Source organism: Actinoplanes sp. 13, assembly GCF_056134165.1.
This window is the reverse complement of record NZ_JBVYOQ010000009.1, coordinates 91,942-108,081: the sequence shown is the minus strand read 5'-3', so window position 1 is coordinate 108,081 and position 16,140 is coordinate 91,942. Positions and strand designations below refer to the sequence as shown.

Here is a 16,140-nt window from a genome sequence, read left to right as displayed (position 1 = left end):
GCGCTTCCAGTCACACCCATGATCCGAGTACGGTGGTGCCCGGTCCGGCAGCCCCCCGTCGTCCAACCCGGCCGATCTGACGGACCACCGCCTAAATGCGACACGCATGTCGGGGACCCAGGTAACCGGGGTGAAGCCGTGCAAACGGCCGGGTGTCCTTCCCGCCCGAACCCGTCAGCTAACCCGGTCGGCGGCTGAGCAGGAAGAAAGGACAACGCACCTACGTGAAACGTCTGCTGCGCGGGCTCGCCTGCGTCGTGGCCGCCGCCGGGCTCGTCCTCACCGGACCGGCCGCGGCCCACGCCGAGCCCACGCCCTCCAGTGTCGAGAAGCAGATCGACGAGGAGTGGAACAAGCTCGAACCCGTCATCGAGCAGTACAACGACGTGCACGGCAAGCTGATCAAGCTGCGCAAGCAGCAGAGGCAGCTGGAGAAGACCCTGGCGCCGCTGCAGGCCCAGGTGGACGCCGCGATGGTCGAGGTCCGTGGCCTCGCGGTCGACGCCTACATGCAGGGTCCGCCGAGCACGCTCAACGCGATGCTGATGAGCGGTTCACCGACCGGCCTGGCCGAGAGGCTCACCCTCCTCGACCAGCTGGCGTTCAACCAGAAGCAGTCCATCGCCGACGTGGCGCGGCTGCGTGACAAGTACGCCGCCGACAAGGCGAAGGTCGACCAGCTCGAGTCCGAGATCGCCGTCCGCGACACCGACCTGGCGTCGCGGAAGAAGACGATCGAAGGCGAGATCGACGACCTGCAGAAGCTGCGGATCCGGGCGTACGGCACCGCGGACGTCGACGACGGGCCGCTGCGCACCGGGCCCTGCCCGGTGACGTACACCAACGACAAGGGCGGTCGCGCGGCCCAGAAGGCGTGCGACCTGATCGGCAAGCCCTACGTCTTCGGCTCCAACGGACCGAACAGCTACGACTGTTCGGGCCTGACACAGGAGGCGTGGGGATCGGTCGGCGTCCACCTCGAGCACTACACGAAAGCCCAGTGGGGCTCGACGAGGTCGGTCAGCAGAGCCGAGTTGAAACCGGGTGACCTGGTCTTCTACTACTCGGACCTGCATCACGTCGCCCTCTACATCGGCGGCGGCAAGGTGGTGCACGCCCCGCACACGGGAGACCACGTGCGGATGGCGTCGATCGACCGGGGCCCGATCGCCGGCTATCGCCGACCAGGCTGATCAAGCCTGCTGCAAACGGTCGCGGTCGCTTTCGGGCCGCGGCCGTTTCGTCTTTTCTGGTACGCGCCACGCGTTCCGTCCCGGGGAAGGTCGCGGCCATCCATGCCCGCACCGGGCCGTCAGGCGCATCCCGCTCCCGGGCCGGGGCATAATCGCCTTCCATGAGCGACGCCTTGATCGACAGCCTCACCGCCGCGGTGCGGGCCCGCCCCGACGACCTTCCGCTGCGGCTGCACCTGGCCGAGATGCTGGTGGCCGCGGGCCGGGGCGCCGAGGCGATCGCTCACGCCGCCCAGATTCTCGCCCGGGAACCCGGCAACAGCACCGCCCAGCAGCTGATGGCGCGCGCTCTCGGCCCGGCCGCCCGGCCCGCCGATCCCACTCCGCCGCCGCCCGCTGCTCCCGTTCCGCCGCCGGTCGCCCCCACCGCGCCGCCCGCCGCTGCCGCCCCGCCGCCCGCTGCCGCCCTGCCGCCCGCTTCCGCCCCGCCGCCCGGCGGGTTCGACTGGGCGGCCCTGGAGGAGCAGTTCGGCGACGTCGTCCCGCCCCGGTTCGCCACCGCCGACGGTGAGCCCGACCCGGTCCGCAGCAACGCCGACCGGATGTTCGACGTGGAGAGCTCGACGATCACCCTCGCCGACGTCGGGGGCATGGCCGACGTGAAGAAGCGCCTGGAGGTCTCCTTCCTCGGCCCGCTGCGCAACCCGAAACTGCGCACGCTGTTCGGCAAGAGCCTCCGCGGCGGCCTGCTGCTCTACGGCCCGCCCGGGTGCGGCAAGACCTTCCTGGCCCGCGCGGTGGCCGGCGAGATGGGCGCCTCGTTCATCTCGCTGAGCATCACCGACGTGCTGAACATGTGGATCGGCTCCTCCGAGCGCAACCTGCACGACCTGTTCGAGTCGGCCCGCGGCCACGCGCCCTGCGTCCTGTTCCTCGACGAGATCGACGCCCTCGGCCACAAGCGCAGCCAGCTCCAGTCGTCCATGCGCACCGTGGTCAACCAGCTGCTCACCGAGCTGGACGGCGTCGAGGGCGGCAACGACGGCGTCTTCGTGCTGGCCGCCACCAACGCGCCGTGGGACGTCGACGCGGCCCTGCGCCGTCCCGGGCGCCTGGACCGTACGCTGCTGGTCCTTCCTCCCGACGCCACCGCCCGCGCCGCGATCCTGGAGTACCACCTGCGCGACCGCCCGGTCGCCGGCATCGACCTGGCCCAGGTGGCCGCCGCCACCGAGCACTTCTCCGGCGCCGACCTCGCGCACCTCTGCGAGACCGCCGCCGAGTACGCGATGCGCGACTCCATCACCACCGGCGACATCCGCATGATCAACCAGTCCGACATGCTGACCGCCGCCCGTGAGGTGCGCCCCTCCACCGACGCCTGGTTCGCCACCGCCCGCAACGTCGCCATGTTCGCGAACGAGAGCGGCGAGTACGACGACCTGGCCGCCTACCTGAAGAAACGCAAGGTGCGGTGATACCCGCCCCGCCCGCCGATGTGATGCCCGCACCCGGCCCGCCGGCGTGACGTGGTGAATCCAGCGTCCCGGGCCCGGCTCCTCGCCGGTGTGGGCCGGCTCCGCGAGGCCGAAGAAGCGGTCCGGGCCGGCCTGATCGACGTGCCCGCCGACCCCGAGCTGCTCGCCCTGCTGGCCGGGCTGCTCCGCCTCCAGGGTCGCCGCGCCGACGCCCTGGCCGCCGCCGGAGCCGCGGTGGCTGCCGGCCCGCACCTGGCCATCACCCACATCGAACGCGCCGAGTGCCTGATGTCGCCCCTGTCACCGGAGACCGGCACCCGGATGCCGGGGACCGCCGCCGAGTTCGCCACCGTCACCGGGACCGCCACCGCTGCCGGGACCGCCGCCGATGCCCTCGCCGACGCCGTCGCCGAAGCCGAGGAGGCTGTCCGCCTCGACCCGGGGCATCCGCCGGCCCACCGCGTGCTGGCCCGCGCTCTCACCTTGCGCCGCGACTTCGGCCGGGCCCGCGACGCCGCCCGTCGCGCTCTCGCCCTCGCCCCGGATTCGGTCACCGACCTGCTCACCCTCGCCGACGTGGAACGGCACGCCGGCCGCCGCGAAGCCGCCCGTGCGGCAACCCGCGCCGCCCTCGCCCGTGACCCCGAGAACCCCGACGGCCGCTGGCTGATCTCGCTGCTCGACGCCGAGCGCCTGCACGTCCGCTCGGCCATGGACGGCCTGCGCGGGCTGGCCGCCGACCACCCCGCGCGCCTCGACACCACCGCCATGACGTGGCCGATCCGCGGCCTGCTGGGCGGTTTCCGCCGCGGCCTGGCCGCCGGCCTGCTCCTGACCGGTGTCCTCGCAGCGGCCGCCGTCGCCTGGCCCGCCATGCTGATCATGGCCCGCGCCGCCGCGGCCACCGTGGCCGTCGTGCTGATCCTCTTCGCCGCCCGGGTGCTGATCCCAGCTGGCCGCCTCCCGTGGCGCTGCCTCCGCCTGCTCCCGGCCCGAACCCGTCACGCCGTCCTCGCGGGCCTGCTCTCCGCCACCGCGACCGTCAATTGCATCCTTCTCTACGCGCTGACACCCCACCCGGCGCTGCTCGCCCTGTCCTTCGCGACCCTGACCGTGCTCCTGCTGACCGGCCGAGCCGACCGCCCCTGACCTCAGCCCGCCCGGTTCCAGCCGGCTGCCGGCGTTGTTGACCTGAGCCCGCCCGATCCCGGCCGGCTGCCGGCGTTGTGACCTAAGCCCGCCCGATTCCAGCCGGCTGCCGGCGTTGTGACCTGAGCCCGCCCGATCCCGGCCGGCTGCCCGCGCTGTTGCGCGCGCCGCGGGACAGCTCTCCCGCCCGCGGGGCAGCCCGGGTGTGTGAAGTTCGGGTGCGAATCGCACCCGAACTTCACACAGAGGTTGGGGCGTCGCGGACCAGCCGGCGAGCGGGAAAGGCGAAGAGCCCCGCCGCACGAGGCGGCGAGGCTCTTCGGGGAACGATGGATCAGGCGACCGCGTACAGCGCCTTCGGCGTGACCGCCCCGGCGAACACCCGGCCGTCGTCGGTCAGCAGCACGCTGAAGAGCGCACCGCTGAGCAGCCGGCCGCTGCCCCACTCGCCGCTGACCCGCGGCATCGTGTCGAGGAAGCCCTGGACCTGTGCGTCCTCGGACTCGGTCGGCTTCTGCTCCTGCTTCGGCAGCTGCGCCGTGACGATCGACGTCCAGCCCTTGCCGATGACCTTCGGCTCGCCCTGCTCACCGAGAGCCTTGCGCGCCTCGGCCTCGTCCTTCGCCCGGCCCGGCTCGACCGCCCCGGGCTTACCCGGCTTGACCGCACCCGGCTTGGCCTCGTCGCCACCCAGCACCTGGCCGGCCTCTTCGACCTTCGCGCCCGGCGGCGGGTTGAACGCGAACTGCTCGGCGTCCGGAACGGTGAAGCTGATCTGCTCGAACGCCACCCGGAAAGCCGGCTTCGTGGTGTTCTTCGCGTACACGTCCACGCGCAGCGGGATGTGCTCGGTCGCGTCGACCGCGAGCCGGACCTGACCCACCAGCGAGTTGGTGTCCTTCGGGCTGATCACCAGCTCGTACGCGTCCCGCCCGGCCACCTCGGCGGCGCCGGTCGTCTCCACCTTGGTGGTGGGGTCGATCGCGGCGAGCGCGGCGTCGGCCGCCTCCTGCGGCGAGGACGGGATGCCGGACGGCAGCGCCTCCGGAGCGTCCTTCTTGTCCGCGGGGAGCGTCGCGTGCGTACCCTCGTTGGTGGCGCTCTGCCAGATCCAGACGTCCTTGCCGTTCCGGATCATGTCGGTCTGGCCGTCGGTGGCGACCAGCGCCACCCGCACCTTGTCCTCACCCGCGTACCAGACGCGGGCGGTGTTGCTGCCGGCGATCAGGCTGGTCAGCCCGCCGCCGCTGCCGGACATGTTGCCGGCCGCCTGGCCGAGCAGACCGGCGATGCCGGGCAGTCCGAGGTCGGAGCTCTGCACCACGGTGCCGGAGAGCCCTTCCGGATCGGCGCTCTGCAGATCGACGAGCAGCTGGGCGGCGGTGCGCTCGGGCAACGCCGGCTCGGCGCTCGCCACGATGGTTCCGGCCGCCGCGCCGCCCCCGATGACCAGAACTGCCGCGGCCGACGGTACGAGCCAGCGCAGTGCCGGCCTGGACCTGAACACAGACACGATGTCCACCTCCTGTTGTCTGCAGCAATGGTGCGCCGGGACCGCTGTGATCCCGCTGAGAAGGCCCCCTAGGGGAGGTCCCCGCAGGGGCGGACTGTGAACCCGCTGAGAGCGGGTCCCGGATGCGGGACACGGCGTGCCAAGGTGTGGGGGTGCGGTTGCTGGTGGTTGAGGACGAGGCACGGCTTGCCGCGGCGCTGCGCCGTGGCCTGCAGGCCGAGGGATTCGCGGTCGACGTCGCCGCCGACGGGCAGGACGGCCTGGAGATGGCCCGCCACGGCGGTTACGACGCGATGATCCTGGACGTGATGTTGCCGCGTCTCTCCGGTTATCGGGTGGTGCGCCAGCTGCGGGCGGAACGGCACTGGCTGCCGGTGCTCATGCTGTCGGCCAAGGACGGCGAGTACGACCAGGCGGACGGCCTCGACTGCGGCGCCGACGACTATCTGACCAAACCCTTCTCGTACGTCGTGCTGCTGGCGCGGCTGCGTGCCCTGCTGCGCCGCGGCGCGCAGGCCCGCCCGGTCGTCCTCAGTTTCGGCGACGTCGAGCTCGATCCCGCGGAGCGCCGGGTGCTCGTGGCCGGCAGCGAGGTGACCCTGACCGCCCGCGAGTTCGCCCTGCTGGAATACCTGATGCGCAGGCCCGGTCACGTGGTGTCCAAGACCGAGCTGCTCGACCACGTGTGGGACGCCGCGCTGGAGACCGCACCGAACGCGGTCGAGGTGTACGTCGGTTACCTGCGCCGCAAGATCGGCCGGGACCGTCTGGAGACCGTGCGCGGCGCCGGTTACCGCCTGGCGGTGGCCCCGGCGGCGGGCACCGGCGACTAGATGCACCGCATCCGTGAGCTGAGCCTGCGCGCCCGGCTGCTGCTGGTGTCGGCCGCCGGGCTGATCCTGGGCCTGGCCGCGGGCGGGATGCTGCTGGTCGCCGTCCTCGGTTACGCCCAGACCCGCTCGGTGCACTCCGAGTCGATGGACACCGCCGAGGGTGTCCGCCGGCTCGTCGACCAGGGCTCGCTGACCAGCGTGATCCAGGTCAACCCGGGTGTGCAGGTGCAGGTCCTCGACCCCCAGGACCGGGTCATCGCGGTCTCCGCGACCGCCGACCGGATGACACCCATTCTGTACGACGACGAACTGCGCGACCTGCCCGACGGGCGCAGCGTGCGGATCCCCGGCACCCGCCTCGGATATGACGGCGAGGTCCGGGTCGTCAAGATCACCGCAGGCCCGCCGACCGCGCCGCTGCGCATCCTGGTCGCCCGCTCCACCGACCAGATCACCCAGAGCGTGCACCTGCTGCGGATCACCCTCCTGGTGATCTTCCCACTGCTGGTCGCGCTGCTGGCCGCGATCATGTGGCGGGTGCTGGGCGCGGCGCTCGGCCCGGTCGAGGCGCTGCGCGCGGGCGCCGACGAGATCACCGGCGGCACCCGGGTCGGCCGGCTGCCGGTGCCGGACACCCGGGACGAGGTCCACCGGCTCGCGATCACCCTCAACGGCATGCTGCACCGGCTCGACGCGGCCCGCGCCCGGCAGCGGGCGTTCGTCGCCGACGCCGCGCACGAGCTGCGCAGCCCGCTCACCAACATGCGCACCGAGCTGGAGGTGGCGCAGCGCCTGCCGGACGACACCGACTGGCCGGGTCTCGCCGACGACCTGCTCGCCGACGTGCAGCGACTGTCCCGGCTGGTCGACGACCTGCTGCTGCTCGCCCGGCAGGACGACGGCACGGGCCGCGTGGTCGCCGGCCGGGTGGAGAACCTCGACCTGGGCCAGCTGGTCGGTGAGACCGCCGAGCGTTACCCCGACGTGGAACACGAGGACCCGGGCGAGCCGCTGCCGTTCGTCGGCGAGCCGGACGCCCTGGCCCGCGTGGTGGCGAACCTGCTGGACAACGCGGTGCGCCACAAGCGGGATCGGGTGACGGTGCGCACCGGGGCCGACGGCGGCGACCTGGTCATCGTGGTCATCGACGACGGGCCGGGCATCCCGGCGGCCGACCGTGACCGGGTGTTCCAGCGCTTCACCCGCCTCGACGACGCCCGCGCCCGCGACGCCGGCGGCTCCGGGCTGGGGCTGGCCATCGTCCGCGAGCTGGTGCGCCGGCACGGCGGAACGGTCACCCTCGGCGACGCGGACCCAGGCCTCAGAGCCGAGGTGCGCCTCCCGGCCGCCACCTGACCCACGCCCCTCGCGCCGCCCGCACGCCGCCCGTGGCGCGTGCACCGCCCGCACGCCGGCCGTGCCGTTGTTCCCCGCCGGTGCGGGGTCAGGAGGCGTAGCGCTTCTCCGCGCGCGCCCGTGCCTTGACCGCTTCCTCCTCGCGGTTCTTCGGCGGCGCCGTGGTCACCAGTTCGCCGAGCAGCTCGGCCGTCGCCGCCGCCACCGCCGCGACCGCCCGGTCGAACGCGGCCTGGTTGGCCTGCGACGGCCGGGTGCTGCCGGCCACTTTCCGGACGTATTGCAGCGCCGCCGCGTGGATCTCGTCGGCCGTCGCGGGCGGTTCGAAGTTGTGCAGCTGGTGGATGTTCCGGCACACGTCGGGCTCCCTGGTCGCTCGGCTCCTTTGCCGGTCAACCTATGCCACCCCACCGACATTTTCGGCCCCCGGCGGGTGCCCGGCGCCCCGGTAATCTCGAGGGCATGCACTGGTACGAGTCGGCCATCGACCGGCAGCTGCGCGAGGCCACCGAGCGCGGCGAGTTCGACAATCTGCCCGGCGCCGGCCGGCCCCTGCGCGGTCACGGCGAGGAGTACGACGAGGACTGGTGGGTCAAGGACTGGCTGCGCAGGGAGGGCGGCGCCGCCGGTGTGATCCCGGCGGGTCTCGCCCTGCGCCGAGCGGTCGAGGATCTGCCCGAGGCGTTGCAGGGCTTCCGCTACGAGCAGGCGCTGAGGGACCACGTTGCCGACCTCAACGACCGGATCGACCGGGCCCGGCGCGGGCTGATCGACGGTCCGCCGGTGGTCCTGCCGCCGATCGACGTCGAGCGGATCGTCGCCGAGTGGAAGGCCGTCAGAACTCGGTGATGTCCAGCGGGTCCGCGGTCAGCACGTCGCACTGCACGTAGGCCAGGTCGATCGTCACGTCGGTGAACCACAGCACCGGCAGCGTCAGCGGCGGCGGCTGCTCCGGGGTGAAGGTGACCGGGATCAGCCCGAACAGCTTCCCGGCGAACCGCGGGGAGTAGAACTCGACGTTTCCGTCGGTGATCAGCTCGTCGCTCCTGATCAGCGTGGTGGCGTCGCCCGGCTCGTCGATCCGCAGGCTGAACGGCCTGTTCACGGCCTTGTCCATCACGAAGCGCAGCGCCCGGACCGTGCCGTTCGCGGTCGGCAGGTCGGTGACACCCTCGTAGGTCGAGTTGTACATGGTCAGCGACCCCACCTTCATGAGCCCCGGCTTGACCGCGGCGCGGGGGAGGCCGTCGGCGGACGCGACCAGGCCTTCCTGGCGCGGACCGAGGCACGGGATCTCGTCCGGCGAGGCGGAGGCCGAAGCGGAGGGTGAAGCTGAGGCCGAGCGCGAAGCAGGGGCCGCGGGTGAGGCGGAGGCGGAGCGGGAGGCCGACGGCTGCGGGGAAGCCGGCCGCGCGCCGGGCGAACTGCTCGGCGACGGGGAGGGACTTTCCTTGTCCGGATCCAACCATTCACCGATGTCCTCGACGACGTCCCCGATGCCGTCCAGGATCGGGAAGCCGGTGCCCTCCTCCTCCGTGGCTGACGGCGTGGCGGAGGGCGATGCGGCCGAGGACCGGGAGGCGGTCGGGGCCGGCGCGGACGACCTGTTCCTGGCGGGCTTGGAAGCGGCCGGCGAGCTCTTCCGGGGTGCGGCACTGGTCACCGACACCGACGGCAGGCCCTCGGGACACTCCGCCGCGCCGGCCGGCCTGTCGGTCACCGCGACCAGGGCTCCTGACAGAGCGAGCGGCGCCAGAAGGATCAACGCCTTGCGGTGCACCGGCCGGTCCGGGTCCAGACCGGGAACGATCGTCGGATCACTGACCGCCGGAGACTTCGTGACCGGCGGGTCGGCATCCGCGGGCGACCCGGCCGCGGGCGGGCCCCACGCGATCGCGAGCGCACCGCCCACGATCCCGAGCAGCATGCCCACGAACCAGCCGCCCAGGTTCAGGCCCACGAACGAGTACAGCGCGGTCAGCGTCCCCACGATCCCGTAGAACAGCCGCTGCGCCGGACTGAACCACACCAGCGCGCCGCAGACCAGCATCAGCACCGGCAGCAGGTAGGACAGGAACCCTTGCGGCCCGATGTGCAGCCGCAGGTCCGCGAGCTCCATGTTGGCGCTGAGGAACAGCTCCAGGCCGGAGAGCACCAGGAACAACCCGGCCCAGAACGGCCGGCCGCGCCGCCACGTCCGGAACCGGATCAGGAACTCGTTCGCCCATGCCTGGCACAACACGATCGGCCTCGAATCAGTCCGGGTAGCACTCGTGCGATCCGCCGACGTGGAGCTTGAGGCTCATCCCGTTCAGCGTGAAGGTCGAGGCCGAGGTGTAGTACGCCTGCTGGCGCAGGTTGACGATGGTGACCTTGGTGGCCTGCTGCCCGAAACCGCCCGGGGCGCCGTGCGCCTTGTCCTGGGCCGCGTCCAGGGTGGCGGCGTCCAGGCCGATCTGCATGTTCTCGAAGGTGGCGTCGCCGCCCAGCTCGGACATCCCGATCAGCAGGTTGGTCGCCTCGACCGGATGCTCGGCGTCGGTGCCCGCCTCGATCCGGAGCGTGACCGGGCCGACCGCCACCGACTGGCAGAGGTCGTTGAGCGTGGCGCGTTCGATGCCGGACATCGCGGCCGGGACCTTGCCGTCCCGGGTCTCCAGCTCGCCGCTGTACTGGGTGAAGCCGGTGCCTTCGAGCTTGGCGGCGGCCAGTTTGAACTGCTTCCCGGAAATGGTGAAATTCGCCGCCAGGGCACCTTCGGCGAGCGCCACGACCAGGCCACCGGCGACGACTGTCGGCACACCCACCGCCACCGCGAAGCGGCGCCAGTTCGTGCGGCCGCTCTGCGCGTCCTCCACGGAACCTCCTAGAGATGCCTGCGGCCGGCGCCCATCCAGCGAGGTGCGTCGATGTCGCGGCCGTAATGTGCCGGAGATGTTGCCGCTGGAGACGAGCGACTTCAAGACCCTGGTTTACCGGTCAGTAACCCAGCTCACATCGATAAAGTTGACTCTCGGTGATCGCAGCTCGGCATTCCGGACATTCTGGAGCGACTCGGCGAAGTACCCGTTACCGGCGGTATCGCTTAACAGCAATGTCACGGATGGATAACGAATGCTCTGAGATCACGCTGTGTGGCGGCGCAACTTTGACCTGTGTGTGGCTTAGGTCACCGCACCGGCCTGCCGATCTGGAAGGGCATGAGGGCTCGTCGCAGGGTGTGCCGCTGATGAGCGTGCAGCGACGGCTCAACGTGGGCTTCGCCGCTCTGCTACTGCTGTTCCTGGCGTTCCTGCTGGTGCAGTTCGGGGTGGGCGGGCGGTTGCGCGACGACCACGACGACATGATGGAGCGGATGACCCGCGCCGAGCTCGCCAACGACCGGGTGCTGCAGCGGATGACCGACGCCGAGACAGCGGTGCGCGGTTTCCAGCTGACCGGCGAACGGCTGTTCCTGGAGCCGTACGGGACCGGGTGGCGCGGCGCGCTCAGCGCGCTCGACCAGGTCGGCGCGGACACCGATGAGAACGCCGTCCGGGAGCTGCTGTCCCAGGAGCGCAGCGCGATGCGGGCATGGCTCGACGAGTACGCCGAGCCGATCATCAGAGCTGGGCACGCCGACGCCGACCCGGCCCGCGCCGAGAACGGCAAGCGTCTCTTCGACCGGTTGCGGCTGGTCAACGATTCGATCGAGCAGGCGCTCCGGGCGGAGCGCTCGGCCGCCACCGCAGCCGACGCCGACGCCCGGGTGCGGCTGCACGTCGTTTCCGCGGTCCTGGTGATCGCCATTCTCGGACTGGGTTACTCGATCGCGCGTACCGGCCGGCGGGAGGTGCTCGTTCCGCTCGGGCACGTCGGGGAAGTCATCCGCAGGCTCACCGCCGGTGACCGTTCGGCGCGCGCGATGCCGGTCGGCTCCGACGAGATGCGGACCGTCATCGACGCCCTCAACGACCTGGCCGAGCAGACCGAGACGCTGCTGACCGCGGAACAGGCCCGGGCCGCCCGGGCCGGGCTGCGCCAGGCCGTGGCCGCCGAGATGCAGGAGATGCGCGACCCGTCGGTCACCGCACGCCGGATCGCCGACCTGATCGGCACTGCTGTCGGCGCCGACACCGTGCACTGCGGTCTGGACGTCCCGGCCGCCGGCCAGGTCGAGGTGCGGTGGCCGTCCAGCACCGCCGAACTGCCCGCGGACACCGTCGCCGACCTGGTCGGCGGCACCTCCGGCGAACCGGTGACCCGGCCGGGCGGCGCCTTCACGGCGACGCTCTGCGCCGACATCGATTGCGAGCCCGGATATCTCCTGGTCACCAGGGTCGGCGCCGCCTGGTCGGAGGCCGAGCACCGCCTGCTCGCCGGCGTCACCCGGGAGATCGACCGGGCCCTGCGCCAACTCGCCCTGCAACGGCAGCAGAACCGGCTGATCAGCGAACTGCGCCTGCTCGACCAGCGCAAGGATGTCTTCATCCAGACCGTGACGCACGAGCTTCGTACGCCCCTGACCAGCATCCTCGGCTACACCGAGATGCTCCTGGAGGACGGCGACGACCTCGGGCCGCTGCAGCGGCGCTCCCTCGACGCGATCCTGCGCAACGCGCACCGGCTGCACGACACGATCGGTGACCTGGTCCTGCTGGATCGCCCGGACAACGGCGTGCCGGGCACCGACGAACCCCTCGACCTCGCCGCCGTGGCCGGCACCGTGCACAACGAGTTGACCAACGCCGCCCGCGCCAAGGACCTCGCCGTCTCCTTCTCCGGCGACGAGGCGTGGGTCCGCGGTGACCGCGTCCAGTTGCAGCGCGCCCTCCGCAAGCTGATGGAGAACGCCATCAAGTTCACCTCGCCCGGCGGCAGCGTCACCTGCCGCCTCGCCGCGAACGAGCGGACCATCGTCCTGTCGGTCGCCGACACCGGCATCGGTATCCCCGCCGAGGACGTCCCCGGGCTCTTCACGCCGTTCCACCGCGCCGGCAACGCCATGGACCAGGCGGTTCAGGGCCCGGGTCTCGGGCTGGCCATCGTCCGCGACATCGTCCGCGACCACGGTGGCACGATCAGCGTCCAATCCGTGGCCGGCCGGGGCAGCACCTTCACCATCACGCTTCCGGCCGTCCCCGCACCGGCCCTGGTCTGAAACCGGCCCGGTCCGAAACCTGAAAGTCAACGCACGGCCGAGATCGGTAACACCGGGCGCGTAACTTACGAACGTGGACCTGCACACCGTCACCGAAGTGGTCAGCCCGGCCGCGCCCGGCGCCTGGCGGCCCGGCGACGCGTGGCTCGGCGGCGGGACGGCGCTGTTCGGCGAGCCCCGGCCGGGTCTGCGCCGGCTGCTCGATCTGACCGCGTCCGGCTGGCCGCCACTCACGGTGCGTGACGACTTCGTGGAGGTGGCGGCCACCTGCACGATCGCCGAGCTGAGGGAACGCCTCGGCGGGCACGCCATCGTCCGGCAGTGCTGCGAAGCCTTCCTCGCGTCCTTCAAGATCTGGAACGTGGCGACGGTCGGCGGCAACCTCTGCGCGGCGCTGCCGGCTGGGCCGATGATCTCGCTGGCTGTCTCGCTGGACGCGACTCTGCTGCTGGTCGGCCCGGACGGAGCGGAGCGACGGGTGCCGGCCGCCGACTTCGTGACGGGGGAGGGGACCACCGTGCTGCGGGACGGGGAATACCTGCGCTGGATGCGCTTTCCGCGGCGTGCTCTCGGCGCGCGTACGGCGTACCGCCGCGGCTCTCTGCACAGCTTCGGGCGGTCCGCGGTCCTGCTGATCGGTCAGGCCGACCCCAGGGGATTCTCACTCACCGTGACCGCGGCGACCCGCCGGCCCCGTCTCCTGCGCTTCCCCGCGCCGCCGCAGGCGGGTGAGGTGGCGGCGGCGCTCGCCGAGATCCCGGCCGGCGACTATGTGCACGACGTGCACGGCCGGCCGGCATGGCGGCGGCATCTGACCGGGCTCTACGCCGAGCAGATCCGGGCGGAACTCGCGCCATGAGCATCAGGATCAACGGCGAGGAACACGACCGCGCGCCCGCAGCCGGCCAGTGCCTGCGTACCTACCTGCGCGAGGAGGGCTGCTTCGGCGTCAAGAAGGGCTGCGACTCCGGCGACTGCGGCGCTTGCACGGTGCACGTCGACGGCGATCCGGTGCATTCCTGCGTCTATCCGGCATTCCGGGCCCACGGCCGCAGCGTCACCACCATCGAGGGCCTGGCCGGACCCGGCACGCTGCACCCCGTACAACAAGATTTTCTCGAGGCGCAGGGATTCCAGTGCGGCTTCTGCACCGCCGGCATGATCATGACGGCGGCGGCGCTGAGCGAGGCGCAACGCGAGCAACTGCCGCGGTCCCTCAAGGGAAATCTTTGCCGATGTACGGGCTACCGGTCCATCCTCGATGCGATCAACGGCCGGGGTCCCGTCGCCGGCGAACCCGTCCCCGGCACAGCCGTCGGCTCGAGCGTGGGCGCCCCGGCCGGGCCGCAGGTGGTGACGGGGCAGGCGCGGTTCACGTTCGACGTCGACGTCCCCGGCGTGCTGCATCTCAAGGTCCTGCGCTCGCCGCACCCGCACGCCCGTATCGTCGCCGTGGACACCTCCGGCGCGCTGGCCGTGCCCGGCGTCGAGGCGGTGCTGACCCACAAGGACGCCCCGGACCTGTTGTTCTCCACCGCCCAGCACCAGAACGAGGCCGAGGACCCCTACGACACCCGGGTGCTGGACGAGGTGGTGCGGTTCGCCGGGCAGCGGGTGGCGGCCGTGATCGCCTCGTCCGAGGCCGCCGCCGAGGAGGGCTGCCGGCGCCTGCGCGTGGAGTACGAGGTGCTGCCATTCGTCCTCGACCCGCCGTCCGCGCTGGCGCCCGGCGCCCCCGTCCTGCACCCCGGCGGGTCCAACGTGATCGGCGAGCTGCACGCGTCCCTCGGCGACGTGACGGCCGGGTTCGCCGCCGCCGACGAGGTCTACTCGGCGACCTTCCGGACCCCGCGCGTGCAGCACGCCAGCCTCGAGACGCACGGCGCCGTGGGCTGGCTCGACGACGGCGGCCGGCTGGTGATCCGGACCAGCACGCAGACCCCGTTCCTCACCCGCCGGGCGGTGGCCCGCCTCCACGGGCTGCCGCTGGACCGGGTCCGCGTGATCGCCGGGAGGGTCGGCGGCGGGTTCGGCGGCAAACAGGAGATGCTGGTCGAGGACCTGGTGGCGCTGGCAGTGCTGCGGACGGGCCGGCCGGTGCGCTGGGAGTACACCCGCGCGGAGCAGTTCTCCGGCGCGACCACCCGGCACCCGTTCACCGTGACGATGAAGGCCGGCTGCCGGGCCGACGGGGTGCTCACCGCTGTGCACCTGGACGTGGTCGTGGACACCGGGGCGTACGGCAATCATGGTCCCTCGGTGATGCACCACGGATGCCACGAGTCGCTCGCTGTGTACAGGTGCGAGAACATGCGGACCGACGCTGTCACGGTTTACACGAACACCGTTCCGGCCGGGGCGTTCCGGGGCTACGGGCTCGGGCAGGTCACGTTCGCCGTGGAGTCGGTGCTGGACGAGCTGGCCCGGCGCATCGGGATGGACCCGGTGACGTTCCGGGAGCTGAACGTGGTGCGCCCCGGTGACGATCTGACCGCGCCGGGCTCGCACGTGGACGATCTCGGCATCGGGTCGTACGGGCTCGATCAGTGTCTGGCCCGGATGCGCTCGGCGGCGGCGCTTCCCTCAGCAGCGGCGTTTCCCTCGGCGGGGGACGTGCCGTCCGGCTGGCTCGTGGGGGAGGGCATGGCGATCGCGATGATCGCCGCGGGTCCGCCCGGCGGCCATTTCGCCGACGCGACGGTGACGCGCCTGCCGGACGGCCGGTTCGAGGTGGCGGTCGGCACCGCCGAATTCGGCAACGGGAGCACGACGGTGCACGCCCAGATAGCCGCCGACGAACTGGGCGTACCCCCGTCCCGCATCGTCGTCCGCCAGTCCGACACCGATGCGGTGGGCCACGACACCGGGGCGTTCGCGTCGACCGGGGTGGTGGTCGCCGGTCAGGCCGTGCTGCGGGCGGCCCGGGCTTTGCGGGTCGCCCTGGACAGCGGCTCCGCCCCGCCCGGCTTCTCCGGGCCTCTCTCCGCGCACGGCCACTCCGACGGCACCCCGCGGTCCGTCGCCTTCAACGCGCACTTCTTCCGGGTGGCGATCGACCCGGACACCGGCGAACTCCGCATCCTCCGCAGCGTGCACAGCGCCGACGCCGGCACCGTGATGAATCCCGGCCAACTGCGCGGCCAGATCGAAGGCGGCGTCGCCCAGGCACTCGGCGCCACCCTCTCCGAACACGTCGACATCGACGACGCCGGTCAGGTCACCACCACCGGCTTCCGCCAGTACCGCCTGCCCACCTTCGCCGACGTCCCGCACACCGAGGTGCACTTCGCCGCGACCTCCGACGCCATCGGCCCGCTGGGCGCCAAGTCGATGAGCGAGAGCCCGTTCAACCCGGTGGCGCCCGCCATGGCCAACGCCATCCGCGACGCCATCGGCATTCGCCTGACCGAGCTGCCCTTCACCGCCGACCGCATCTGGCAGGCGATGCAGGACTGAGCCACGCCGTCCTTCAGCTTTC

13 protein-coding genes and 1 riboswitch are annotated in these 16,140 nt (G+C 72.0%); of the genes, 9 read left to right on the top strand and 4 right to left on the bottom strand.

Features of this window, described 5'->3' with window-relative positions:
• Positions 1 to 78 precede the first annotated feature (78 nt).
• A riboswitch (cyclic di-AMP (ydaO/yuaA leader) is annotated at positions 79 to 208 on the top strand.
• A gap of 16 nt (positions 209 to 224) precedes the next feature.
• From AC0NH5_RS20065 to AC0NH5_RS20055, 3 genes are all read left to right on the top strand, one after another.
• Entirely contained in the window at positions 225 to 1,193 is a 969-nt protein-coding gene (locus tag AC0NH5_RS20065) for a C40 family peptidase (protein ID WP_474405928.1), read from the top strand.
• A gap of 161 nt (positions 1,194 to 1,354) precedes the next feature.
• Positions 1,355 to 2,671: an ATP-binding protein gene (locus AC0NH5_RS20060; RefSeq protein ID WP_474405927.1), complete on the top strand. Its 1,317-nt coding sequence runs from the start codon at positions 1,355 to 1,357 to the stop codon at positions 2,669 to 2,671.
• Between the two features lie 54 nt (positions 2,672 to 2,725).
• Entirely contained in the window at positions 2,726 to 3,820 is a 1,095-nt protein-coding gene (locus AC0NH5_RS20055) for a hypothetical protein (RefSeq protein WP_474405925.1), read from the top strand.
• Between the two features lie 334 nt (positions 3,821 to 4,154).
• On the opposite strand, the gene AC0NH5_RS20050 is transcribed toward AC0NH5_RS20055, so the two are convergent.
• Complete coding sequence (locus AC0NH5_RS20050; protein ID WP_474405923.1) at positions 4,155 to 5,333, bottom strand: LolA family protein; 1,179 nt, start codon at positions 5,331 to 5,333, stop codon at positions 4,155 to 4,157.
• 152 nt (positions 5,334 to 5,485) lie between these two features.
• Between AC0NH5_RS20050 and AC0NH5_RS20045 the strand changes: the two genes are divergently transcribed.
• A complete protein-coding gene (locus AC0NH5_RS20045; protein WP_474405921.1) occupies positions 5,486 to 6,166 on the top strand; it encodes a response regulator transcription factor in 681 nt (226 codons plus the stop codon).
• Complete coding sequence (locus tag AC0NH5_RS20040) at positions 6,167 to 7,522, top strand: sensor histidine kinase (RefSeq protein ID WP_474405918.1); 1,356 nt, start codon at positions 6,167 to 6,169, stop codon at positions 7,520 to 7,522.
• Positions 7,523 to 7,610: 88 nt separating this feature from the next.
• Here AC0NH5_RS20040 and AC0NH5_RS20035 read toward each other — a convergent pair whose 3' ends face one another.
• Entirely contained in the window at positions 7,611 to 7,880 is a 270-nt protein-coding gene (locus AC0NH5_RS20035; protein WP_474405916.1) for a DUF2277 domain-containing protein, read from the bottom strand.
• 104 nt (positions 7,881 to 7,984) lie between these two features.
• On the opposite strand from AC0NH5_RS20035, the gene AC0NH5_RS20030 reads away from it, so the two are divergent.
• Positions 7,985 to 8,371, top strand: coding sequence for a DnaJ family domain-containing protein (locus AC0NH5_RS20030; RefSeq protein WP_474405913.1), 387 nt, complete (start codon positions 7,985 to 7,987; stop codon positions 8,369 to 8,371).
• On the opposite strand, the gene AC0NH5_RS20025 is transcribed toward AC0NH5_RS20030, so the two are convergent.
• Together AC0NH5_RS20025 and AC0NH5_RS20020 are read right to left on the bottom strand one after the other, a co-directional pair.
• Positions 8,358 to 9,764, bottom strand: coding sequence for a DUF6114 domain-containing protein (locus AC0NH5_RS20025; RefSeq protein ID WP_474405911.1), 1,407 nt, complete (start codon positions 9,762 to 9,764; stop codon positions 8,358 to 8,360). The genes AC0NH5_RS20030 and AC0NH5_RS20025 overlap by 14 nt on opposite strands.
• 13 nt (positions 9,765 to 9,777) lie before the next feature.
• Positions 9,778 to 10,380 (bottom strand): DUF6230 family protein, encoded by a 603-nt coding sequence (locus AC0NH5_RS20020; protein WP_474405909.1) that lies wholly within the window; start codon positions 10,378 to 10,380, stop codon positions 9,778 to 9,780.
• Between the two features lie 371 nt (positions 10,381 to 10,751).
• On the opposite strand from AC0NH5_RS20020, the gene AC0NH5_RS20015 reads away from it, so the two are divergent.
• From AC0NH5_RS20015 to AC0NH5_RS20005, 3 genes are all read left to right on the top strand, one after another.
• Positions 10,752 to 12,662, top strand: coding sequence for an ATP-binding protein (locus AC0NH5_RS20015; RefSeq protein ID WP_474405907.1), 1,911 nt, complete (start codon positions 10,752 to 10,754; stop codon positions 12,660 to 12,662).
• A gap of 73 nt (positions 12,663 to 12,735) precedes the next feature.
• Positions 12,736 to 13,521 (top strand): FAD binding domain-containing protein, encoded by a 786-nt coding sequence (locus AC0NH5_RS20010; RefSeq protein ID WP_474405906.1) that lies wholly within the window; start codon positions 12,736 to 12,738, stop codon positions 13,519 to 13,521.
• Positions 13,518 to 16,118 (top strand): molybdopterin-dependent oxidoreductase, encoded by a 2,601-nt coding sequence (locus tag AC0NH5_RS20005; protein WP_474405904.1) that lies wholly within the window; start codon positions 13,518 to 13,520, stop codon positions 16,116 to 16,118. The genes AC0NH5_RS20010 and AC0NH5_RS20005 overlap by 4 nt, the downstream gene beginning before the upstream one ends.
• Positions 16,119 to 16,140 lie beyond the last annotated feature (22 nt).